This is a genomic window from Lysobacter sp. SCRH-1R (assembly GCF_057747855.1).
In genome coordinates this window covers 1,834,207-1,857,935 of record NZ_CM173227.1, presented here as the reverse complement: position 1 = coordinate 1,857,935, position 23,729 = coordinate 1,834,207, and the positions used below count along the sequence as shown (strand labels likewise).

The following is a 23,729-nucleotide window of genomic DNA, read 5'->3' as shown; positions in this document are numbered from 1 at the left end:
AAAGCCCGGGGGGTGACCTGCGCCATCACGCGAACCCGTTTATCCTCGGCACGTACCCTGGGGACGAGGGGTGGGCCGGCATGTCGTGGGTGCAGATCGCGTGGCCGATGCTTGCTGCCGCCAGCCTGACGCTCGGGCTGATCCATGCGTTGATCTGGGTCCGCCAGCGCGACATGCCGCAGCACCTGGCGTTCGCCTGCGCCGCGGCGGCGCTGGCGGTGCTCACCGTGCTGGAAATGCTCGCGCTGCACGCGCGCACGCCCGCGCAACTGGGCACGCTGATCCGCTGGATGCACCTGCCGCTGATGGTGCTGGTGCTGTCGCTGGTCGCCTTCGTCCGCCTGTCCTTCGGCGCGAAATACTTCGCGCTGGGCGTCTGCGCGGTCGCGCTGCGGCTGGTCGCGCTGTTCGCCAACTTCACCACGGGCGCGAACCTCAACTTCGCGGCGATCCACGAGGTCGGCCACGTGCGCTGGCCGGGCGGCATGGTCATCGCCTACCCGATCGGCGAGCCGAATCCATGGGTGATCCTGGCCCAGCTGAGCAACCTGGTGATCGCCGCCTACATGGTGATGGTCCTCGCGCACACGCTGCGCTCGCCGGATCCGCAACTGCGGCGCCACGCGGTGATCATCTGCGGCGGCTGGCTGCTGTTCGTCGGCCTGATGGTCACCGCCGCGGTGGTGATGACGCTCAACGTCGGCCGGACCCCGTTCATCGGTACGCCGAGCTTCGTCATCGTGATCGCGGCGATGAGCTACCAGCTCGGCACCAACCTGTTCGAATCCAACCGCCTCGCCGCGCGCCTGCGCGAAAGCGAGCTGGCGCGGCTGCAGGGCCAGCGCGACCTGGAAAGCGCGGCGGACACGGCGGGCCTGGGATTGTGGTCCTGGAACATCCCCGACGACCGCTTCGTCGGCTCGCCGCGCGCGCGCGAATGGTTCGGCGGGAAGGAACACGACGGCGAATGCGAGCTGGCGAGCGTGATGCGCCGCGTGCATCCCGGCGATCGCCCTCAGCTGCGCAAGGCGATCGAGGAGGCCTACCAGTCCGGCGCGTTCACCACCAGCTTCCGCCTGGTGAACGAAGGACCGGAGCACTGGCTGTCGGTGAAGGGCGAAATGGAATTCGACGCCGAAGGTCGCGGCCTGGCGATGCGCGGCATCGCGCGCGACGAAACCGACAGCCGGCTGTCCAGCGAACGCTTCCGCGCCCTGCTGGAAGCCGCGCCCAGCGCGATCCTGCTGATCGACGAAGCCGGCCACATCCGCCTGCTCAACGCCGAGGTCGAACGCATGTTCGGCTACGCGCGCGGCGAACTGCTCGGCCGCGACATCGAACGCCTGTTGCCCGTCTCGATGCGCGCCGACCACGTGCGCCATCGCCAGCGCTACAGCCTCGGTCCGACCAAGCGCGTGATGGGCGACGGCCTGGAACTGCACGGCCTGCGCCAGGATGGCACCGAATTCCCGATCGAAGTCGGCCTGAACCCGATCCGCTTCGGCGACCAGACCCTCACCCTCGCCGCCGTCACCGACACCTCCGAACGCCAGCGCCGCGAAGCCGAGCTCTCGCAGCGTCGCGACGAGGTCGCGCACCTCTCGCGCGTGACGATGCTGGGCGAGCTGTCCGGATCGCTCGCGCACGAACTCAACCAGCCGCTAGCGGCGATCCTGAGCAACGCGCAGGCGGCGCAGCGCATGCTGCTGCGCAATCCGGAGGACCTGTCGGAGATCGGCGAGATCCTGTCGGACATCGTCGACAACGACCGCCGCGCGGGCGACGTCATCCGCCGGCTTCGCACGCTGCTGCGCAAGGGGCCGCACGACCTGTCGCGGCTCGACGTCAACGAGACCGTGCGCGAATGCCTGCGCCTGCTGCGCAGCGACCTGCGCAATCGCGACGTGGTGGTGGTGCTGGACCTCGCGCCGGGCCTGCCGAGCGTGGAAGGCGACCAGGTGCAGCTGCAGCAGGTGCTGCTCAACCTGATCTTCAACGCCTGCGACGCGATGGCCTCGACGGAAGGCCGGCATATCACCGTGCACTCGCGGGGACGCCGCGACAGCGTGCGCATCACCGTGTCCGACGACGGCCCGGGGATTCCCGTCGGCATGCTCGACCGCATCTTCGAACCGTTCCAGACCAGCAAGCCGAACGGACTGGGCCTGGGGCTCGCGATCTGCCGCACGATCGTCGAATCGCATCATGGCCGGTTGTGGGCGGAGAACGGCGTCGGCAGGCGTGGGGCGGCCTTTCATGTGGAGTTGCCGACCGCGGACGTGCTTCGCAACAGGAACTAGAAGAAGCGAGGAGCGGGAAACGAGTGGATGCTCCGGGCCGCCACGACTCGTTTCCCGTTCCTGTCTGCTTGTTCCTGCCTGCTCGTTCCTGCCTACTCGTTCCTCGCCGTACTCGAGCGTTCCGCCAGCTGCACCAGCTCCACCACCGACCGCACGCCCAGCTTGTGCATCACGTGCGAGCGATGGACCTTGATCGTCTTCTCGACGATGCCCAGGTCCGCCGCGATCTGCTTGTTGAGCCGCCCGGCGAGCACGTGCCGCAGCACTTCGCGCTCGCGCGGGGTGAGCGCGGCGAAACGCATGGCGTTGCGGCATTGCTCCTCGGAACGCTCGCGCAGCAGGCGGTCGCGCTCGATGCCGCGACCGACGGCGTCGATCAGTTCGTCGGCTTCCACCGGTTTGGTGAGGAAATCGATCGCCCCGCCCTTCATCGCGCGCACCGAACTGTGCACGTCCCCGAAGCCGGTCAGGAAGATCACGGGACTGGCGATGCCGCGGCTTTCCAGCAACGCCTGCGTCTGCAGGCCGTCCATTTCCGGCATCGACAGGTCCAGCAGGATGCAGCCGGGGACGTCCGGATCGTAGCGTTCGAGGAATTCGCGCGTGCAGCGGCTGGCGACCACCTCCAGCCCCTCGATGCGCAGGATGCGACCCAGGGCCGCAAGCACCTCGGTATCGTCGTCGATGATGTGTACGACTGCGGACATGGCGGACACTCCCTCTGAGTGCAACCGGTAGCAGACGCATTACGGGCCGGATTATTCGGCGATCCGCACGCGTGCGTCCAGTGCCATCGGCCCCGCGAACGCGCGCGTGCCTGGCAAGAAACGTGCCGTCGCACCGGTTCCCCTACCTGCCCGAGCATGGGCCAAGGGCCAATTGAACGGGCATGCGCCTTGGCCTCTAGTGGCCGCATGGCCCATCGCCCGCTCACCATCGCCGTCGTGGACGACGAAGAGGATGTGCGCCACGCGCTGCACCGCCTCCTCCGTTCCGCGGGTTTCGAAGTGCTCGTGTACGCCACGGGCTCGGAATTCCTGCGCCACGCCCGCGAAAGCGCCCCGAACTGCGTGGTGCTCGACCTGCACATGGGCGGGCTGAACGGCTTCGACGTGCAGAACCAGCTGCACGAATGGGCGTTGCCGCTGCCGGTGGTGGTGCTCACCGGCAACGACACGGCCGAAGGCCGCAAGCGCGCGCTCGACAACGGCGCGAGGGCGTTCCTGAGCAAGCCGGTGGACGACGAGGCGCTAATCGGGGCGATCCTGGCCGCGGTGGCTTCGCCGGGGCCCGGCGCATGAGCGAGCAGACAGAAGGCGCACGATCATGAGTCCAACCCTCACTCCCTCGTGGAAAACACACGCGGCGCGGCGCTTCGGCCTCGGTCTGGCACTGCTGCAGCCCTGCCTCGCACGCGCCTCGCTGCTGAGCGGCGAAGCGCTCGACACCGCCGCGAATGTCGTGGCGTGGCTGGCGATCATCATCGTGCCGGTGGTGCTGCTGGCGGTGTTCTGGATCGTGCACATCCTGCCCGAGCGCATCGCGGAGAAACGCCGCCATCCGCAGCTGGATGCGATCAAGACGCTGTGCCTGCTCTCGCTCGTCTTCGGCGGCCTGCTCTGGCCGCTCGCGTGGCTGTGGGCGTACACCAAGCCGGTGCTGCACAAGATGGCCTACGGCACCGACGTCGCCGACCACCACGGCCACGGCGGCGACGCGCTCACGCCGCTGCACGACGCCGAAGCCGCGCCGGAACCGGAACCCGTCGCCGAACCGGCGACACGCGCCGCCGAATCGCAGGACGAAGTCGACGAACTGCGTCGCCGCATCCGCTCGCTGGAGATGGCGCTGGCCATGGGCGAACGGCCGGCCGTGCGCACCACGCCCGGGGGCGACGAGGAGTAGCCCATGGAAATCATCCTGCTGCTGATCTACTCGTTCTTCGTCTGGCTGATCTTCTTCAAGTTCAAATGGCTGCCGTGGAACTTCGTCTCGCAGATCATCGTGGTGTCGCTGCCGATCTTCGCGCTGACGGCGATGATCCTGATCCTCAACGTGGTGGCGCCCTCGTCCTCGGACGTGCGCGTGATGAACTACGTCGTGCAGGTGGTGCCACGCGTGACCGGCCGCGTGATCGAGGTGCCGGTCGAGCCCAATCGCCCGGTGAAGAAGGGCGACGTGCTGTTCCGCATCGATCCGGTGCCGTACCAGCAGGAACTCTCCGCGCTGGAAGCGAAGCTGCCGGAGATGATGGCCAAGCTCGACAGCGCGCAGGCCTACCAGCGTGAGTTGAACGAGCAGCTCAAGTCCGCACGCTCCACGCGCGATGCGCTGTCCTCGCGCCTGGCGCTGGCGAACAAGCGCCAGCAGCAGACCGCCGAACTGGCGCAGACTGGCGCGGGTTCGAAATTCGACCAGGAACAGGCGCAGACCGAAGCGGCCAGCCTGCGCTCGGAACTGGCCTCCACCACCGCGCAGATGGCGCAGGTGCAGCAGAAGTTGTCGGCGCAGACGCGCGAGGGCCAGCTGTCGGAGATCGCCCAGGCGCACGCGGCGGTGGAACAGCTCAAGGCGCAGATCGTGCAGGCACGCTGGCAGCTGGAGCAGACCACCGTATACGCGCCGGCCGACGGCAGCGTGATCAACCTGCAGCTGCGCGAGGGCTCCTACGCCGCGAGCCTTCCGCTCACGCCGGTGATGAGCTTCGTCGAGAAGGAACAGTGGGTGATCGCGATGTTCGCGCAGAACGAACTCGCCAACGTCGCCTCGGGGAACGAGGCGGAAATCGCCCTGAAAACCTATCCGAACCGCATCATCAAGTGCGCGGTGGACTCGGTGGTGTGGGCCTCGGGCACCGGGCAGATGCCGATCAGCGGCATGGTGCCGCCCAGTGGCACGCAGCCGCCGCCGCTGGGCCGCATCGCCGTGCGCCTGCGCCCGACCGGCCGCGACGCCGACGTCTTCATCGCCATGGGCGCACAGGGCCAGGGCGCGATCTACACCGAGCACGGCAAGCTGCTGCACATCATCCGCAAGGTCATCCTGCGGGTGAGCAGCAAGCTCGACTGGCTCGTGCTCAAACTGCACTGAGGCACCGATGAGCGACCGCGCGGCCCGCAGGTTGGCGACGAAAACGGCGCTGGGCGCATGCCTGCTCGTCGTCGCGACCGGCTGCGCCGTGTTGCCCGAACCCACCGCCGACGAGGTCCAGCAACATGCGCTGGGCTATACCACGATCCCGCCCAACTGGTCCGCGCAGGCCAGCGCCGCACGGGTGGACGAAGGCTGGCTGGCGAGCTTCAACGATCCCGCGCTCACGCGGATGGTGCACGAAGCGCTCGCGCACAACCCCGACCTGCTGATGGCCGCCGCGCGCGTCGAACAGGCCAACGCGCAGGTCGACCTGGCCGAAGCCAGGCTCAAGCCCGCGCTCGGATTGCTCGGCCGCGCCGGTTCCAAACCCATCGCCGACCTGGTCCCGCTGCTCAGCGGCGTGATGCTGCGCCTGAGCTGGGAAATCGACCTGTGGGGCCGCATGCGCTACGCGCGCAACGCCGCGCGCGCGGCGCGCGACGCGAGCAGCGCCGACTACCGCTACGCGCAGCAGTCGCTCGCGGCGAGCGTGGCGCGCGCGTGGTTCGTCGCCAACGAAACGCGCATGCAGATGCAGCTCGCCGCCGAGATGAGCGATGCCGGCACGCGGCTGGTCGAGCTGTCCGACCAGCGCCTGCGCGTGGGCGCCGGCACGCAGACCGACGTGATGATCGCGCGGACCAACCTTGCGACCTACCAGGACGCGCAGCAGCAGATCGAACTCGCGCACCGGCAGGCGCTGCGGGCGCTGGAGCTGCTGCTCGGACGTTATCCGGGCGCGACGCTCGAAATCGCCGGCACGCTCACGCCGTTCCCCGCGCCGGTGCCGGCGGGAATTCCCGCCGACGTGCTCGATCGCCGACCCGACCTGATCGCCGCGCAGCGCCGCGTGGCCGCCGCATTCGACCTGGTCGGCGAAGCCAGGGCCGCGATGCTGCCGACGCTGTCGCTGTCCGCCGGCTACGGGCGCATCAGCAACGAGGCGCTGGAAATCCGCGACGACCTGGAACAGACCACCTCCACCGTCGCCGCCACCGCCGTGGTGCCGATCTACAGCGGCGGCGCGCTCACCGGCCAGGTGCGGCTGCGCACCGCCGAGCAGAAGGAAGCCGTCGCCGATTACGCGCGCCGCGCGCTCAACGCGCTGGACGAAGTCGAGGACGCGCTCACCGCCGAACGCGTGCTGGCCGAACGCGAACGCATCCTCGGCGACGCGGCGCGCGCGAACCGCGACATCGTGCGCATGGAGGAATCCAGCTACCGCATCGGCCGCTCCGACCTGCGCGCGGTGAGCCAGCGCCAGCTCGCGACGTGGGCGGCGGAGATCGCGCTGCTCAGCGTGCAACGCGAACGCCTGAGCCGCCGCGTCGACCTGCACCTCGCGCTCGGTGGCGATTTCGGCGCGCCTCAGCCGCCCGACGCCGGCGCCGCACCCGCCACCCAATGAGGCCGTGCCGATGACATGGCTGCTCGTGCTCATGCCGCTGGCGATCGCACTGGAGCACTTCGCGCCGCAGCGTGCGCTGCTGATCTTCCTCGTCGCGGGCCTGGGCATCGTTCCCCTCGCCTCGCTGATGGCGCAGGCGACCGGCTCGCTCGCGGTGCGGCTCGGGCCCGGCATCGGCGGCCTGCTGAACGCGACCTTCGGCAACGCCGCCGAACTGATCATCGCGCTGGCTGCATTGCGCGAAGGCCTGCACGGCATGGTGAAGGCCTCCATCGCCGGCACCATCATCGGCAACATCCTGCTGGTGCTCGGCGTGGCGATGGTGCTCGGCGGCGCGCGCCACGGCGAACAGCGCTACGACGGACGCGCCGCGCGCACGCAGGCGACGATGCTGACGCTCGCGGTGATCGCGCTGATCATGCCGGCCGCGTACGGCGCGATCGTGCCCGACACGCAGGAACAGCTGGACCCGATCAGCGCGTGGATCGCCATCGCCCTGCTGCTGGTCTACGTCGCGAACGTCGCCTACACGCTCATGGCCAGCCGCGCGGCGCGGGCGCGCAGGCCCGCGCAGGTCGACGAAGCCGCGGTCGCCGTGCACGACGCGCACCACGCGCCGGAATGGAGCCCGAAGAAGGCGGTGATCGTGCTCGCCGCGGTGAGCCTGGGCATCATCTGGCTCAGCGAGATCCTCGTCGGCGCGGTCGAACCGGCGAGCGAGGAACTTGGTTTGTCCGACGCCTTCACCGGCGTGTTCGTGCTCGCGGTGATCGGCGGCGCCGCCGAACAGGCGACCGCGATAGTCGCCGCGCGGCAGAACCGCATGGACCTGTCGATGTCCATCGCGCTGCTGGTCGCGCCGCTGCTCGTGCTGCTGAGCTACGTCATCGGTCCGCATCCGATGGGGCTGGTGTTCGGGCCGGGGCTGGTGCTGACGATCCTGTTCTCGGTGGTGATCACCGGGCAGATCGCCAGCGACGGCCGCACCGACTGGCTGCGCGGCGTGCAGCTGCTCGCGGTGTACCTGATCCTCGCCGCGGTGTTCTTCTACGTGCCGGACGTTTCGGGGGCGCGATGAACGACGCCGCGCCCGCGCCGCGCACATTGCTCGACCGGCACCGGTACGCGGTGCTGTTCTTCTCGCTGCTGCTCACCGTCGCGGTGGGGCCGCTGCTGGAAGCGGTGAATTTCGGCCGCACGGCGATGGAGGCGTTCCTCGCCATCAACCTGCTCGCGGCGGTTTTCCCCATCGTCGCGAAGGCCGAACGCCGCACCCTGTACGCGCTGATCGCACTGGCCGTGCTGTTGCGCTGGATCGCGCCGCGTGGCGCGCAGGCGCCGGCGATGTCGATCCTCGCGGCGCTGGCGTGGGGCACGATCGCGCTGGTCGCCGCGTACCGCGCGGTGCGCCATTCGCTGTCGAGCGTGCGCATCGACGCCGAACGCGTGTACGCCGCGCTCAGCGCCTATCTGCTGATCGGCGTGTGCTGGGGGGTGGTCTACGCCGCCGTCGCGCGCGTGTCGCCCGGATCGCTGCTGTACGCCGGCGCGGTTCCGCCGACCGGCATCGGCATGGGCGATGCCATCTATTTCAGTTTCGTCACCCTCGCGACGCTGGGCTACGGCGACCTCACGCCGGCCACGCCCGCGATGCGCGGGCTGGCGGTCTTCGAAGCGGTGATCGGCCAGCTCTACCTGGCGCTGCTGGTGGCGCGACTGGTCGGGCTGCAGACCGCCGCGCATTCACGATGAACGCTGCCATCCCAAGGAGAGGCTCCATGAACACCCGCACCGCATTGCCCCTGACCGCGTCGCTCGCCGGGCTGATCGCCGCGCTGGCGCCCGTGGAGTGCCGCGCGATCGAGCCGCTGGACACCTTCAGCGCCCGCATCGGCGGCTACGTCACCGACTTCGACACGCAGGTGCGGGCCGACGGCGAGACGCGCGGCGGCACGAACGTCGACCTGCAGCGCGACCTGGGCCTGGACGAGCGCAACACCGTCGCCTTCCTCGGCGTGACATGGCGTCCGTTCGACAACCACGAGTTCGGCCTCTCGTACTACCAGGACGATGCCGACGCCACGCGCCGCATCACCCGCACCATCGAGTTCGACGGCACCACCTACGAGGCCGACAGCACCGTGCGCGCCTCCGTGGACCTGGATGCGTACGACCTCTACTACGTCTGGTGGGCGGCGAACAACGAACGCTGGGCGCTCGGCCCGCGCTTCGGCCTGGTGTGGTACCGCATGCGGCTGGGGTTGTCGATGGAGCTCGATTCGCAGGGCAACACCATCGACGGCGCGATCAGCGAAACCGTCGACGCCGACCTGCCCGCACCGAGCATCGGCGGCAGCTGGCGCTGGGCGCCCGCCGAGCAGTGGCGGTTCTCGGCCGACGTCGGCTACTTCTCGGCGAACGTGGACGACGTGGACGCCGACATCACCTTCGGCCGCATCGGCGTGGAATGGTTCCCATGGGAGCGCGCCGGCATCTCGCTGGACTACACGCGTCGCAGGATCGAGGCGGACGCGGACGGTTCGGACTTCGCCGGCAACCTCGAATTCATCGACAGCGGCCTGCGGCTGGGCCTGACCTACCGGTTCTGACGCAAGGGCGCGCGCGATGATCGCCACCGGGACCACGTCATCGCACATCGCACGGCGCACGTTCGCGGCGCTGATCCTGTGCGGGTTCGTGTCGATCGCCGCCCTGCTGGCGGCGACGAACGCCAGCGCGCAGCCGGCCCCGGCGACGCCGCCTCCGGCCGCCGCGCCGGTGCACGCGCACGCGACGCTGCGCTACTTCAACCGCGACATCGTGGTGATGCGCGTGCCGTTCTTCGGCAATTCGCCCGAACGCCGCGCGCGCGTGGCCGAGGCGAACATCGCGCGCATCGTCGACGAGGTCGGCGAAGCGGACGTCGAATACGAGAACGTGCCGCAGGGCGTGGCGATCCTGATGTCCGGACAGCTGGTCACCGTGCTGGTGCCCGGCGATCGCGACGCGCTGCGCGGCCAGACGCTCGACCAGCTGCGCGCGCAGACCGTCTCGCGGCTGTCGGTTGCGGTGGCCGCCGCCGAACAGGCACGCCGTCCGCAGCGCATCCTCGAAGGGCTGGCGTGGGTGCTGGCCGGCACGGTCGTGGCGGTCGGCGTGCTGTGGCTGTTGCGATGGCTGGTGCGCCGCGTGCGGCATCGGGTCGATGCGTGGGTCGCGCACCGGCTCGCGCAGCTGCGCAGCGAGTCGGCGCGGCAGATGCTGTCGGGCCTGATCGCCAGCGCACGCGGACTGGCGCGGCTGGCGATGTGGGTGATCGTGCTGCTCACCTTCGAGGAATGGCTGCGCTTCGCGCTTGGCCGCTTCCCGTACACACAGCCGTGGGCGGCGGCGATGACGCAATGGGTCGCCGCGCGCACCGCCGGATTCGGCCACGCCGTCGTCTCCGCCCTGCCCGGCCTGTTCAGCGCGTTCCTCATCTTCCTGCTCGCGCGGCTGGTGACGCAGGCGATACGCGTCACTTTCCACGGCGTGGAAACCGGACGCTTCCAGTTCCTCGGCGTCGACCACCAGCTGGCCGAACCCACGCGCAAGATCATCACGGTGCTGATCTGGCTGTTCGCGCTGGCGATGGCGTATCCGTACCTTCCGGGCGCGGAAACCGAAGCGTTCAAGGGCCTGAGCGTATTCGTCGGCTTGATGGTGTCGCTGGGCGCGTCGAGCATCGTCGGCCAGGCGGCGGGCGGATTCACGCTGCTGTACTCGCGCACGATGGCGCCGGGCGACGTGGTGCGCATCGACGACACCGAAGGCACCGTGCAGCAGATCGGCCTGTTCACCACGCGCCTGCGCACGCCGCTCGGCGTGGAGGTGAGCTATCCGAACAACGTCGTGCTGGGCGGGAAACTGCAGAACTTCTCGCGCAATCCCGACGGCCCGGGCATGTGGATCGAGGCCGCGGTGACCATCGGCTACGACGCGCCGTGGCGGCAGGTGCACCGCTTGCTGCTCGACGCCGCGCATCGCACGCCCGGCGTGCAGACGACGCCGGCGCCGTTCGTCGCGCAGGCCGCGCTGTCGGACTTCTACGTCGAGTACGTGCTGCGCGCGCGCATCGCCGACGTGCAGCAGCGGCTCGCGTTCCGCAGCGCGCTTCACGCGAACATCCAGGACACCTTCAACGAAGCCGGCGTGCAGATCATGTCGCCCAACTACGAGGCCGACCCGGAAGCGCCAAAAATCGTGCCACGCGCGCAATGGGAAGGCCGTCCGTCCACCGAACCGACGGAATGAAGCACGCGCGGCAAGGACCGTGCCGGAAACGCGTCGCGGCGCGAACGAATTAGGCCCAAGGGCCAATTCCGCGCGGCACCCCGCGGTCCTAGCGTACGGCTTGCCGCCGTCCTGGCCGCGCGTGCGCGCGACGTCCATTCCAGAACCGTCCCCCGAGGTGTTCCATGAACCAGGAACTGCAGAGCGAGGCGCCGACCCGCCTCTCCAACGTGCTGGTCGCCGCATCCCTGCGCGCCGATCAGTGGCGACAGCTCAATGCGAACGCGCGCGCTTGGGCCCAGGCCGGCTCCGCCTCGCCGCTGCGGTCGCAATGCGAATCGCAGCTGGAGGAGCCGCTGCGCATGGAACACTGCTGGGCGTATCCCGGCGAGCGCCTCATCGGCACGCTGCGCGAGGCGCTCGCGCAGGGCGATGCGCCGTTGTTCGCGCGGCTGGTGCGCAAGATTTCCGGCGCGATCCTCTCCGGCGATTACCGCCGCGACGAAACCGTGTGGAACCTGGAGGAAGACCTCGACCGCGCGACGCTCGACGCGCTGCCGCCGGACATCGCCGGCCTCGCCGACAAGCCCTATTTCGAAGTGCTCGTGGTGACGCCGAGCGAACCGGCGCAGTGGGCGCGTTCGAAGGACGAGATGCGGCGCATGCGACGCCCGGAAGACCTGTTCCACTACGCCGCCGTGCACGCGGGCAGCTTCGAGGACGCCGCGCTCGCGGCAATGGTGAACACCGACCTGCAGGCGGTGGTGCTGGTCGACGGTTTCGGTTTCGCCTCGAAGCACGACATTCCCGACCTGAAGGCATTCCTCGCGCGGCACATCGCGCTGGACGAGGACCGGATCGGCCCCGGCACGCTGTCGCTGGGGCTCGCGCGCACACTCAAGGATTTCCGTCCGGAACTCGACCTGTACCTGCTGTCCGACCGCGCGCCCGAATCGCTCGCCGGCAGCGACGAGGCCGCGCCGCTGCGGCGCGTGTTCCACCATGTCGAGGAACCGATGGAGATTCATCTTTCCATCCTCGATGGCATCAAGGACCGTTACGAGACGCCCTATTTCGACAACCTCAAGAAATACGCGCTGCGGCCCATCGGCACGTTTCATGCGCTGCCCATCGCGCGCGGCAAGTCGATCTTCGGTTCGAACTGGATACGCGACATGGGCCATTTCTACGGCACCAACATCCTGTTCGCCGAATCCTCGGCGACGACGGGCGGGCTCGACAGCCTGCTCGAACCCACCGGCAACATAAAAAAGGCGCAGGACGCCGTGGCGCGTGCGTTCGGCGCCAGGCGCGCGTACCTCGGCACCAACGGCACGTCCACGTCGAACAAGATCGTCGTGCAGGCGGTGTGCAAGCCGGGCGACATCGTCATCGTCGACCGTAATTGCCACAAGTCGCACCACTACGGTTTCGTGCTTGCCGGTGCGCAGCCGTACTACGTCGAAGCCTTCCCGCTCACGCAGTATTCGATGTACGGCGCGGTGCCGCTGCGCACGATCAAGCAGGCGCTGATCGACTGCGCCGCCGCCGGCAAGCTCGACCGGGTGAAGGTCATCGACATGACCAACTGCACCTTCGACGGCCACATGTACCACCCGCGCCTGGTGATGGAGGAATGCCTGGCGATCAAGCCCGACCTGATCTTCCTGTGGGACGAGGCGTGGTTTGGCTTCGCGCGGTTCAGCCCGCTGCATCGTCGCCGCACGGCGATGGGCGCGGCGGCTGCGTTGACGCGCCGATATAGAAGCAGCGGATATCGCGACGAGTACGACGCATGGAAGGCGAAGATCGGCGACCGCGATCCCGCCGATCCCTCGCTCATCGACGAGCGCGGGCTGCCCGACCCGGACCGCGTGCGAATCCGCGTGTACCAGACCAATTCGACGCACAAGTCGATGTCGGCGTTCCGCCAGGGCTCGATGATGCTGGTGTGGGACGAGGACTTCCACCAGGTCGAAGGCCCGTTCGAGGAAGCGTTCTTCGCGCACACCTCCACGTCGCCGAACCTGCAGCTGATCGCGTCGCTGGATCTCGCGCGCCGGCAGATGGAACTGGAAGGCTACGCGCTGACGATGAAGATGACCGATCTGGCGCTGAAGATCCGCCGCGCGGTCAACACGCATCCGCTGATCTCCAAGTATTTCCGCGTCGCCACGCCGGAGGACATGATCCCGGCCGAATTCCGCGAGTCCGGCATCGCCGACTACGGGCCGCCGAACGCCAGCTGGGCCGAATCCGTGGAGGCGTGGGACTCGGACGAGTTCGCGCTCGATCCCACGCGCCTGACGCTGATCTGCGGCGCCGCAGGCTTCGACGGCACGCAGTTCAAGGGCCTGCTCGCCGAGCGCTTCGACATCCAGATCAACAAAACCTCGCGCAACAGCATCCTCGTGCAGACCAACATCAACAACACGCACAGCGATGCGGCGCTGTTGATCAAGGCGCTGGCGGACCTGTCGCGCGAGATCGAATCGCGCCTCGCGCAGGAAGGCGCGACCGGCCGGCAGGTGTTCGCCGACCGCGTGGATTCGCTGATGACCGACGTGCCGGACCTGCCGAATTTCAGCCGTTTCCACGACGCTTTCCGCGACGATCCCTCCGGCGCCAGCAACGAGGGCCACATGCGCCCGGCGTTCTTCATGGCCTACGAGGAAGACAACTGCGAGTTCGTGAAGCTGCGCAGCGAGGAAGTCGACCAGCGCCTGCGCGACGGGCCGGACATGGTCTCGGCGAACTTCGTCATCCCCTACCCCCCGGGCTTCCCGATCATGGTGCCCGGCCAGGTGATCACCGCCGACACCATCGCCTTCATGCGCAAGCTCGACGTGAAGGAAATCCACGGCTACCACGCCGCGCAGGGAATCAAGCTGATCAAGCCGTCCAAGCTCGCCGACCGGCGCGCCTCGTCCACGCAGTGATCCCGCGCGAAGCAACGCCACACGAAACCGGAGACCGCCGCCATGCAAGGTTTCTTCCAGTTCCTCGCCGACAATCCGTACATCCTGCTGTTCTTCACCGTGGGAATGGCGGTGCTCGTCGGCAAGTTCGCGGTGAAGGGGTACGGGCTGGGCATGGTCGCCGCGGCGGTCGTGGTCGGCGCCGCGCTCGCGACGTGGGCCTCGACCTACGGCGTGAAGCTGCAGCTGGACAACTTCGCCAAGTCGCTCTTCTACTACCTGTTCATGTACGGCGTCGGCCTGCGCGTCGGGCCGGCGTTCTTCAACAGCCTGAAGAAGGACGGCATCACCTTCACCATCCTCGCCGTGATCTGCTCGTTCCTCGGCCTGGCACTGGTGGTGCTGATGACGAAGTGGCTCGCCCTGCCGGCCGGCTCGGCAGGCGGCATCCTCGCCGGTTCGCAGACGATGTCCGCCGCCATCGGCACGGCCGAGATGGCCATGGAACAGGGTGCGTACAAGGTGCCCGCCGGCACCACGCCGGAACAGGTCACCGGCATGATCGCGCTGGGTTACGGCGTGACCTACATCTGGGGCACGGTCGGCATCATCCTGATCTGCAAATACCTGCCGCGCTGGTGGGGCGTGGATGCGAAGGCCGCCGCGCGCGAGTACGAACAGGCGCACGGCGTGCGCAACGTCGACGACGCGGCGCTCACCGGGTATCGCGGCGGTGGACTTCGCGCGTACCGCATCGAGAACGAGCAGGCCAGCGGCCAGACCATCGCCGAGTTCCGCGCGAAGTTCCCGCAGTACCGCATCGTCAACGTGCGCCGCGGCGAGGATTCGCTCGGCGCCGCGCCCGACATGGTGCTGCTGCACGGCGACGTGGTCGCGCTGGGCGGAAAGCTCGGGGACCTCACCAGCAACCTCGGCCTGCTCGGCAGCGAGGTGGACGATCCGAAGGCGTTGAACGTGCCGCTGGACCAGGCGGAAATCCTGGTCACCGAGAAGGAGTTCGTCGGCAAGCCGCTGCGCTCGCTGGCGACGGAGGACTTCGCGGGACAGGTGCAGGTGACGCGGATGGAACGCTCCGGAGAGCCGATTCCCGTCGGCGCGGAAACCGAACTCAAGCGCCTCGACGTGCTGTTCGTCACCGGCCTGAAGAGCGCCGTGGACAAGGCCGCCGGTCTGCTGGGCAAGATCGCGCGGCCGAGCACGTCCACCGACCTGCTCACGCTGTCTGGCGGCATGGTGCTGGGCCTTCTGATCGGCAAGATCAACGTGCCGGTCGGCGATTTCTCCGTCGGCCTGGGCAACGCGGGCGGACTGCTGCTGTCCGGCATCCTGGTCTCGTCCATCGTGTCGCGGCTGCGCTATTTCGGCAGCACGCCGAACGCCGCGCGCAACATCCTGGAAGACCTGGGCCTGGTGACCTTCATCGCCATCGTCGGCATCAACGCCGGCGCGACGCTGCTGGAACAGCTGACCGGATCGATCGCGCTGAAGATCTTCATCGCCGGTTTCGTCGCCAGCACGATCCCACCGTTCATCACCTGGGCGATCGGCTATCACTTCTTCAAGATCAATCCGGCGGTGCTGATGGGCGGCGTGGCGGGCTCGCGCTCGCACTCGGGCCCCGCGCGCGAGGCGGCGAAGGAGATCGACAGCACCGTGCCGTGGGTCGGCTTCCCGGTGGGCTATGCGATTTCCGGCGTGCTCTACACGGTGTTCGGCTACTTCGCGATGGTGTTGTCGCAGTAGGCGCAGGGAGAACGACGTGAAGACCAGGCGTGACGAAGCCCGGATCGCGCTCGCGGTCGCATGCGTGGCGTGTGCGCTGGCAATGCCGGCGCACGCGCAGACCACGCCCGCGCAGGGCACCGCGCCGCCGCAGGCCGACGCGGCCGACGAAACCGAAGACGACGTATACGTGCCGTCGGAGCCCACCTCGACCGAACAGGGCGCCACGCGCATGAACGAGGCGTTCGCCCCGCGCGATCGCGCGCAGTGGATACGCGACACCCGGCGCAAGGCGTTCCAGGACACCAAGTGGGACCTGCAGGTGCGTTCGTTCTACCTCGACCGCGAGAAGTACGACGACACCGCGAGCGAAGCCTGGGCGCTGGGCGGATCGGTCGGTTTCAAGACGGGCTATTTCCGCGAGCGTTTCGCCTTCGGCGCGACCGGCTACACCTCGCAGAAGCTGTACGGCCCGGAAGACCGCGACGGCACGCTGCTGCTCGCGCCCGGCCAGGAAGGCTACACCGTGCTCGGCGAGGTCTACGGCGAGTTCCTCATCAACGAGGACTCGCGCCTGACCCTCGGCCGGCGCGGCATCGACACGCCCTACATCAACCGCAACGACGCGCGCATGACGCCGAACACTTTCCAGGCCGTGCTGTTCCAGGGCCTGTACGGCGGCGACGAAGGCCGGCCGGAATGGCGCGTGGGCGGCGGGTATTTCGACAAGATCAAGGAGCGCAACTCGGAGGACTTCGTGTCGATGGCGCGCGACGCCGGCGCGCCGGCGGGCGTGGAGCGCGGCGTGTACGCGCTGGGCGCGAACTTCAAGTCCGGCGGATTCTCCTTCGGCGCGATCGACTACTACAGCGACGACATCATCAACATCTTCTACGCCGAAGGTAAGTACGGTTTTTCGCTGGCGGAGAAGACCAGGCTCGCCTTCACGCTGCAGTATTCCAACCAGACCAGCGTCGGCGACGACCGGCTGCGCGGCACGGATTTCGCGTCCGACCAGTGGGGCGCGAAGGCCGAACTCACTCAGGGCGCCGCGCTGTTCACCGCCGCCTACACACGTGCCGGCGGCGACACCAACATGCAGAACCCGTGGAGCGGCTATCCCGGTTTCACCAGCGTGCAGGTGGAGGACTTCAACCGTGACGGCGAATCGGCGTGGCTGCTGCGCGCCGGCTACACCTTCCCGTGGATCAAGGGTGCGAGCGTGTACGCGCTGTACGTCGACGGCTCCGACCCGCAATCGCCCACCGAGTACGCGAAGGACGAATACAACGTCAATTTCCAGTGGGCCGTCGCGGACGGTTTCCTGCAGGGTCTGCTGGTGCGCCTGCGCTACTCGCACGTGCGGCAGGAGGGACCGATCGAATCGGACCTGGACGATTTCCGGCTGATGATCTTCTACGACCCGCCGCGGCTTTGACTCGCTGCCTTCGTGGGGCGACGCCCGCGCGGTAGCGCGCTTGATTGCGAAGCCTCCGAGCCAAGTAGCCATGGCAATAACAAATAATCCGATTAGTAATAGGCCCGGATGAGAAGAAGGTGTTTCACGAAGCCACGTAACACCTAACAAGCCGACGGAGAGGGTAATCATCCCTAGCAAGAGAATGATGCCCCTGGCCCCCACTGTGGATCGGGGGAACTCCAAATACACGTCGTCAACATGATTCGGCGGATCGCCGAATGCCTCCAGCACTCCCGGAGGATCACTCGGCGCCGGTAGATCGCGTTCCCATCCGATGCATGATGGGTCCAGCAATGGCCGGGCCTTTTCGGCCTGAGGGGAAACTCTACTCCTTGTCCGCTTGCTGCTGCATCGGCTTCGGCTCCAGTTCGCTTTGCCGGACGGATCCGCGATAAGCCGCACCCATCAAACCGCATATCAGAATAGCCAATGGGATAAGAACCCGCCTGCCAAAGGCGGGATCTTCAGACCAGGCGCGTGGCTCATGCGCAGCAATCGAATTCATGATCATTTCGTATTCCCGCGACGGCGCACCTGCGATCAGATCATTCAAGGACGTCTGCGATATGGGGGCATTGGCCGCGTTGTCCACGTAATCCTCGCCTGCGGCGAAGCTAATTGCCGAAGCCAACGTCGCCACGGCGTCGACGGCCGTTGTCGGCGCCCCACCTGGCGTCGCCTCGAATGCCACCGCCCAAGTACGTCCCAGGCGCAACGACTGCACCCTGGAGATTCCATTGGGAAGGACGTAGGCCCAACTCAATGCATGGACGCCCTGCTGAATCGCAGGTTCCTTGATCCACATGGCGGTGCCATGATTCACCGAAGGGATGCTCCCATCGGACGGGATCCTGACCAGCATCGGCCGATTGATCGCATTGACTTTCTCCAAGATCTCCTTCGGATTCGTTACGAGTGCCTGCTGACTGAAGTGCCCGATCTGTTCGACCTCGATGTCGATCAGCAAGTCATTGCTCTCAGAGGCGATCAATGCCTTGCTTTCGGATCCTTCAACGCCGGCCTTTCGCGCGAAGTGAATCCAGCTTTCCTTCGGCAGGAACTTGAAGCCAGCCGGAAGATTCAACGTCGCGGGTCCTTTCAGAGCAACCACGGCAGGTCCGTGCTGCCAATGCGGATCGTTAAGACCATCCTGCAACGCCCGCTGTTCCTCCTCCATACGTTGGAGCGACTGAGTCCACTCGTCCATCAGGTAACCGGCATCGTCAGTGCCTGCACTGGACTCGGCCGAAGCAGAAGGCGGAGGCGGAGGCGGAGGCGGAGGCGATGGCAATTCAACCGACCCGGCAGCCCGGGTCGCTCCGGCAACAGAAAGGCACACAGCGGCAACGATAATCTTCGCGTTGAACATTCGATTTCCTTTATATATATCGCCTTATAACCGGTGCGCCCGTGCGCAGGCCCGTCGGCGGTCGCAGTGCGGCTCGCCACCGGCGTCGACGATGGGCTAGGCGCAAGGGCAGGATTGGAAGGCCCGTTCGCTTGCAGGCGCACGTGGAATCCGGACGAATCCAGAACGCCGCTGTATCGCAAGCGACCGCGCGGGCCTCAAGGAACGTCACGGGGCGGTGCGCGATTCGATATCCATCGCCTCGGGCCACTTCACCTTCGGGGCGAAGCGGCGGGCAAGGTTGATTCCGGGGTCTTCGTTGTTCCAGTCGCGCGGTGGGCGGTCGAACTTGGGCAGTACGTCAGGGCCGCTCTGCATGAAGGCCACGGCCATGTTCCAGTAGTTGTCCCGCTCGATGCCGTGGCCGAAGAAGAACCGGTCGATAACCTTATTCGTTCCCGGCTTGACCGCGGCAATGTTGACGCCGCTGTTGTAGGTCACCGTCGGCACGTAGACCCGGTAGAACTCCGCGCGCAGGTCGTCCCAGTCGTAGATCTCGGGCTTCACGTACCACAGCGCATTGTTGAACGGCCGCCACCAGCAGTAGTGGAACCGATATACGTACACCTTGCGGCGCAGACGGTTGAAGCGGATGGGCTCGTCTAGGGGGGGGAAATGTCAGTCCTGATGACCATGGCCCCAAACCAAAACGATGAAGCCACTACTAGTACTCCCAGCAGTTCCAAGCCGAGGTGATGTACGGACATGCAAACGAGAAAAAGGAGTTCAAAGACCCCCAGTAGGAGCAGTATGAATCCGAGCAATACTAGAACTCCCCTTGAATTTAAGGATGATCGCGGGAACTCAAGGTAAGCATCATCCACATGATTCGGCGGATCACCGAATGCCTCCAACATTTCCGGCGGATCGTTCGGCGCGGGCAGATCGCGTTCCCATCCGAGGCACGGCGGGTCCAGTTTGGGCCTTGCCATCAGCGCATCTCCTGCATCGTCACTTCCGCGCACAGCTCCGGCTGGTTGCGATCCGGCCAGTAAGTGACACGAAGCGTTGCCGCCTCGATGCTCATGCGCTTGAAGTTACCGACAAGTGCGATGACACCACGAACGACGCGGCCAACGTCCTTCACGTCCATTGAGTTGGAACGTGTGGCGTCCCTGTCGTAATCGCCCCAACGCGGCTGTTTTCCGGCTGGCAAGGCGATGCTGGGTTTATCGAACGAAGGGGCCTGATACGAGCCGCTGGCCAGCATTTCGCCACTGACGTAGTCGCCCATTCGGGCGGCGACGTCACCCGCACGCGGCTTTTGGAAATCAGTATGCCGATGAACCGTAAGCGACCACTCATAGCCAGACTGTGCGGCGGTGAAGCCTGGAAGAATGAATCGGTAGCCCAATGTCGCGGGCATTACCTCCTCGGGGTTCAGACCCGTTCCGGTCGTCGAAACGACCACGGCATCGTTGAACTCGACGCCCGTGTCCATGCCCAACACAACCGCATTGAGTTCGGCCAATGCAATGTCGCTGTGAGCAGACGAGTTCCACCAGATTTCCGGCGTCTCGTCGTGCAGGCCGAAATAGGAGCGGCGGGCCCAACGCTCGGCTGGTGTGGGTTCTTTGCCTTCGGCCCACTTCGAGAGAGCGTAGGCTGCCAAGCCAAATAAGATGGCAATGCCAAGAGGGCCGAGAACAAGCGCGCCTTCAACTGCGACAATTCCAGCCACGGCACTTACGCCGTAAAGGCTAGCCGACCAAATGTATGCAGCGCCAGCGCTACTATCACCGGCGCGCAATGCCCTTCCCGCCGCCATCCTAGCCTGCACCGCATCAAACGCCGATGCAGCCGCCCCGATCACCGCACCGACCTTCGCGATCCGCTCTGCAACCTTCACTGCGTCCTTGGTGATCGGCACACCCGCACCTCGCAGGCCCTCCATGCTTGTCTGCAACGCCAACCCCACCGCCTCGATGCCACCGCCGACCAGCCCCATGCTGCTGCCCGCAAACGCGGCCAACACTTCCGGATGCTTCGCACCCACCGTGTCTTCCAGCTTCTTGTAGTTCTGCGTCACGCTATCTTCCATCAGGTACAGCCCGCCGATGGCCAGCAGCAGGCTCACGCCGCTGCCGCTGGCGCCTCGCAAGCCGGCAAACCCCCGGCGCGTCAGATCTGCCGCACCGCGTGCCCCGACCTTTACGTCGGCCAGCACCTGCTTCGCCGCCGGCTCCAGCGTGCCGATGCCCACCACCACCGACGACGTCAGCAGTTCCGCTTCGTTGACCAGTTGCTTGCGCACGTCCTGCGCCTTGCCTTCCACCCACAACGTGACTTCAATGGTCTTTGCGGCCAGGGCCGCGTCGTTCAACTGCGTGCTCAGCACACCGGTTGTGAGCAGTGAGACGACCTGCTGGCCGGTCTTGCGGCCGGCCTGCCGCGCCAGTTTCGCCTGCTGCTCGCGCAGGGTCCTGCATTGCAGCGCGTAGTAGTCGGCGACGGTCATCGTCACCTTCAACTGCGTGGCATGCACGCGTTCGTGCAGCAGCAGGCCGCTGACCGTGAGGCGCGTGGTCAGGTTCTCGATGCCGGCCGCCAGCAGCGGTTTGAGCTGGGTGGCGGCGGAGTTCACCGCCAGCAGGGTTTGCGCGGCGGCATCCTTCACGCTGGCGAAGAGCAGTTTCTCGCCGAAGTCCTGGCTGCCGATGAGCTTGTTGAGGGCGTCGTGCAGCTTTTGCGTGTCGTTCCATTCGCGCTCGCCCTGGCCATTCTTGTGGGGTTGCAGGTTGTCGAGCAGCGGTTTGTGGCGCAGCGTCAACGCTTGGAACGGCGGGCTATTCAGGTCGTTCAGCCAGCCCTGCCACAGCTTCACGCTGGCGCCGTCGACAGTCGTCTCCTTCCTGTTCATGCAGATAGCCACAGCCACCGCTACACCAGCCGCACCATCTGCCATGTCACATCCTGGCCCTCGACCTGTGGCATCGGTACGCCGTGGGCGATCGTCTGCGGGCCGATCGGGCGCTCCAAGCATTGCCATACGGCCGGATACGGGCAGGGTTGCCCGGAGCGCACGCGCAGGCCGCGCGATGTGCTCGGCGTGGGCGAACGCGCGCGCGTGGCGGCGTCGGGCCAGTCGCTGTCCTCGTCGAACCGGCCCAGCCAGCGGCGCGTGTCCTGGGCGTTGAAGCGCACGTTGGGGTCGCCATCCCATTCGCCGAAGCCGAGCAGGTCCAGTTTCGGATGGCGGATCGGCTTGAGCAGTTTGTTGAGCATCACCGGCAGCAGCGGAACGCCATCCTCGACCGGATACAAGTCAGGCTGCTCGCCCAGCTCGATCCACTGCCCGCAGCTCAGCTCATCGATGCGGATACGGGGGTGGTCGAGCGCCTCGTGCACTTCCTCGCGGCTCTTGCCGAGCTTGGCGCGCCACACATCGGACAGGAAGAACGCCCAGGTGGGCGGGCGGATGCCTTGCACCAGGTCATGGAATCCTTTCATGCCGAAGGGATAGTCCGTATCCAGTCCGTAGAAGTGCGGGGCCAGCGCACGGTCCCATACCGTCACTTCCGAGCGCGTGCCGAACTCCAGCGGGTTGGCCATCGCGAAGCCGCTGTAGACCTGCTCGGGTTTGAGCCGTTCGATGGTCTCGTGCACGAAGCGGCGCCAGCCGTCGCGGTTGTCCAGCCACCATTGCCAGCGATAGTAGAACTGGCCGTAGGAGTAAGCGGTCTCGTTGTTTCCCCAATCCTTCGCGCGCCAGAAGTACCCGGCGGTCGTGGGCGAACTGCGATGGTTCTTCTCGTCGGTGAACTCAAACAAAAAGTTCCTATGAAGCGGCTTCTTCCTGGCCCACTCGCGCAGGTCGCCCGCACGCGTGGACCCATAGGGGTGAGGGCGCTCCGAATCCGGATGCGTGGCGATGGTGTAGGGTTTGTCGGCCAGCGACTCGAACGCTTCGTGCACCTCGATCAGCGCCAGCGACGCGTCCAGGTAGCGCGTCGGTTCGTACTGGAAATAGAACGTCAGGAACGGGCTGATCGCGAGTTCGAAGTCGCCGTTATCGTTAGCCACATTGGGCCAGAGCTTCAAATCGGCCACCATGCCGGCGATATCTTCATCGCTCATAAGTCGCTGCGTTGTGCTCATTTGTTCTTCCTCCTGCCGGGAGCATTGGGCTTTTGATCGTTGCCTGGCGTGACATCCGTGCAATCCTCCGGCACGCGCAGCAGCGCGACCTTCTTCTGGTCCTTGCCGCCCATGACGTCGTCGTAGTCGTCCAACTGATCTTTCCTCACCCAATCCCCCGGAAACTTGATCTCCACTGCCGCAAACACGTTCGGCACCTCGAACGGCTGCTGCCGGTACTCGACGATCACCAGGTCCGGCGCGATGCAGCCGCGCGGACGCGGCCAGAACGGAAAGATGTCGCTGACGCGGTACGGCTTGGTGCTGCCCGGCCGGTCGAGCGCCGCCTTGCGGCTGGTGCGGTAGTAGTTCGGCTCGGCCTTCAGCGGGCTCTTCCAGTCCAGTGCACCGTCGATGGCTTCGAAGATCAGCGACGCGGTGGTCTGTTTCAGTGCGATTTCAATCGTGGTTTCGACCACCTCGCCCGGAATCTTCCTGCGCACCCGGCGCGGCACCTTGATCGGCATCGCCAGCGCCCATTGACTGGCTATGCTGATGGCCGGGCGGAACGGAATCTTGCGCTCGATGTACTCCTTGTACGTCGCGCCCTCGGTGCCACGCCGCGACACCGTGCTGTTGCCGCCCTTGTCGACCAGCGCGAAGGTGGAACTCTTCGTGTCGATCTCCTTCGAGAACGATTCGATGGTGTTGCGCAGAACCTGTTTCACCTGTTCCTTGCGCTGCGCGATGTCGCGCATCATCTCGGCGGTTTCCTTGACCGTCATGGCCGTTTCGTAGGCCTCGTACGCGCGATAGGCGCGGTAGCCCCAGACCATGGCGGCGGCTGCGGCGGGCAGCGGCATCAGGCGTCTCCTTCCTGTTCATCCAAATAGGTATCTTCGAAGGGCGAGGGTTCGTCCATCGGCTGGGCGGAATCGACAAGCGCCATCACCGACTCCCATGCTTCGGCGATGCGCTGGTCGTCGCGCAT

At 66.6% G+C, this 23,729-nt stretch carries 19 protein-coding genes; 12 read left to right on the top strand and 7 right to left on the bottom strand.

Annotated elements, in window-relative coordinates; genetic code table 11:
• The first annotated feature begins 80 nt into the window (after positions 1 to 80).
• Entirely contained in the window at positions 81 to 2,300 is a 2,220-nt protein-coding gene (locus AC3ANK_RS08390) for a sensor histidine kinase (RefSeq protein WP_484172709.1), read from the top strand.
• A 92-nt stretch (positions 2,301 to 2,392) separates the two neighbouring features.
• Here the strand turns inward: AC3ANK_RS08390 and AC3ANK_RS08385 are convergent, their stop codons facing one another.
• Positions 2,393 to 3,007, bottom strand: a complete 615-nt coding sequence (locus AC3ANK_RS08385) for a response regulator transcription factor (RefSeq protein ID WP_484172708.1) — start codon at positions 3,005 to 3,007, stop codon at positions 2,393 to 2,395.
• Positions 3,008 to 3,214: 207 nt separating this feature from the next.
• Between AC3ANK_RS08385 and AC3ANK_RS08380 the strand changes: the two genes are divergently transcribed.
• The 11 genes from AC3ANK_RS08380 to AC3ANK_RS08330 all read left to right on the top strand — a co-directional run bounded on the left by AC3ANK_RS08380 (position 3,215) and on the right by AC3ANK_RS08330 (position 17,211).
• Positions 3,215 to 3,601, top strand: coding sequence for a response regulator transcription factor (locus tag AC3ANK_RS08380; RefSeq protein ID WP_206858488.1), 387 nt, complete (start codon positions 3,215 to 3,217; stop codon positions 3,599 to 3,601).
• Between the two features lie 25 nt (positions 3,602 to 3,626).
• Positions 3,627 to 4,205 (top strand): DUF3302 domain-containing protein, encoded by a 579-nt coding sequence (locus AC3ANK_RS08375; protein WP_484172707.1) that lies wholly within the window; start codon positions 3,627 to 3,629, stop codon positions 4,203 to 4,205.
• Between the two features lie 3 nt (positions 4,206 to 4,208).
• Positions 4,209 to 5,390, top strand: a complete 1,182-nt coding sequence (locus tag AC3ANK_RS08370) for an HlyD family secretion protein (RefSeq protein WP_206858493.1) — start codon at positions 4,209 to 4,211, stop codon at positions 5,388 to 5,390.
• Between the two features lie 7 nt (positions 5,391 to 5,397).
• Positions 5,398 to 6,840, top strand: a complete 1,443-nt coding sequence (locus tag AC3ANK_RS08365; RefSeq protein ID WP_484172706.1) for an efflux transporter outer membrane subunit — start codon at positions 5,398 to 5,400, stop codon at positions 6,838 to 6,840.
• Positions 6,841 to 6,850: 10 nt separating this feature from the next.
• Complete coding sequence (gene cax / locus AC3ANK_RS08360) at positions 6,851 to 7,918, top strand: calcium/proton exchanger (protein WP_484172705.1); 1,068 nt, start codon at positions 6,851 to 6,853, stop codon at positions 7,916 to 7,918.
• Complete coding sequence (locus tag AC3ANK_RS08355; RefSeq protein ID WP_206858506.1) at positions 7,915 to 8,592, top strand: potassium channel family protein; 678 nt, start codon at positions 7,915 to 7,917, stop codon at positions 8,590 to 8,592. The genes cax and AC3ANK_RS08355 overlap by 4 nt, the downstream gene beginning before the upstream one ends.
• Before the next feature lie 26 nt (positions 8,593 to 8,618).
• Entirely contained in the window at positions 8,619 to 9,449 is an 831-nt protein-coding gene (locus tag AC3ANK_RS08350) for a hypothetical protein (RefSeq protein ID WP_484172704.1), read from the top strand.
• A 16-nt stretch (positions 9,450 to 9,465) separates the two neighbouring features.
• Positions 9,466 to 11,133, top strand: a complete 1,668-nt coding sequence (locus tag AC3ANK_RS08345; protein ID WP_484172703.1) for a mechanosensitive ion channel family protein — start codon at positions 9,466 to 9,468, stop codon at positions 11,131 to 11,133.
• 164 nt (positions 11,134 to 11,297) lie between these two features.
• Positions 11,298 to 14,051 carry an Orn/Lys/Arg family decarboxylase gene (locus AC3ANK_RS08340; protein ID WP_484172702.1) on the top strand — a complete coding sequence of 918 codons (2,754 nt, stop codon included), beginning with the start codon at positions 11,298 to 11,300 and terminating at the stop codon, positions 14,049 to 14,051.
• Between the two features lie 42 nt (positions 14,052 to 14,093).
• Complete coding sequence (locus tag AC3ANK_RS08335) at positions 14,094 to 15,794, top strand: aspartate:alanine exchanger family transporter (RefSeq protein WP_206858521.1); 1,701 nt, start codon at positions 14,094 to 14,096, stop codon at positions 15,792 to 15,794.
• Between the two features lie 16 nt (positions 15,795 to 15,810).
• The gene (locus AC3ANK_RS08330; protein WP_484172701.1) at positions 15,811 to 17,211 is read left to right on the top strand and encodes an OprD family outer membrane porin; all 1,401 of its coding nucleotides are present in this window, start codon (positions 15,811 to 15,813) and stop codon (positions 17,209 to 17,211) included.
• Positions 17,212 to 17,578: 367 nt separating this feature from the next.
• Here AC3ANK_RS08330 and AC3ANK_RS08325 read toward each other — a convergent pair whose 3' ends face one another.
• The 6 genes from AC3ANK_RS08325 to AC3ANK_RS08300 form a co-directional block, all read right to left on the bottom strand.
• Positions 17,579 to 18,622: a DUF2167 domain-containing protein gene (locus AC3ANK_RS08325; RefSeq protein WP_484172700.1), complete on the bottom strand. Its 1,044-nt coding sequence runs from the start codon at positions 18,620 to 18,622 to the stop codon at positions 17,579 to 17,581.
• Positions 18,623 to 18,829: 207 nt separating this feature from the next.
• Positions 18,830 to 19,228 carry a DUF6708 domain-containing protein gene (locus tag AC3ANK_RS08320; RefSeq protein WP_484172699.1) on the bottom strand — a complete coding sequence of 133 codons (399 nt, stop codon included), beginning with the start codon at positions 19,226 to 19,228 and terminating at the stop codon, positions 18,830 to 18,832.
• Positions 19,229 to 19,592: 364 nt separating this feature from the next.
• Positions 19,593 to 21,566 carry a hypothetical protein gene (locus tag AC3ANK_RS08315; RefSeq protein ID WP_484172698.1) on the bottom strand — a complete coding sequence of 658 codons (1,974 nt, stop codon included), beginning with the start codon at positions 21,564 to 21,566 and terminating at the stop codon, positions 19,593 to 19,595.
• On the bottom strand, positions 21,542 to 22,738 hold the full coding sequence (locus tag AC3ANK_RS08310) for a type VI immunity family protein (RefSeq protein ID WP_484172697.1): 1,197 nt from the start codon (positions 22,736 to 22,738) through the stop codon (positions 21,542 to 21,544). The genes AC3ANK_RS08315 and AC3ANK_RS08310 overlap by 25 nt, the downstream gene beginning before the upstream one ends.
• Positions 22,739 to 22,755: 17 nt before the next feature.
• Complete coding sequence (locus tag AC3ANK_RS08305; protein WP_484172696.1) at positions 22,756 to 23,601, bottom strand: VRR-NUC domain-containing protein; 846 nt, start codon at positions 23,599 to 23,601, stop codon at positions 22,756 to 22,758.
• Positions 23,601 to 23,729, bottom strand: a complete 129-nt coding sequence (locus tag AC3ANK_RS08300; protein WP_484172695.1) for a hypothetical protein — start codon at positions 23,727 to 23,729, stop codon at positions 23,601 to 23,603. The genes AC3ANK_RS08305 and AC3ANK_RS08300 overlap by 1 nt, the downstream gene beginning before the upstream one ends.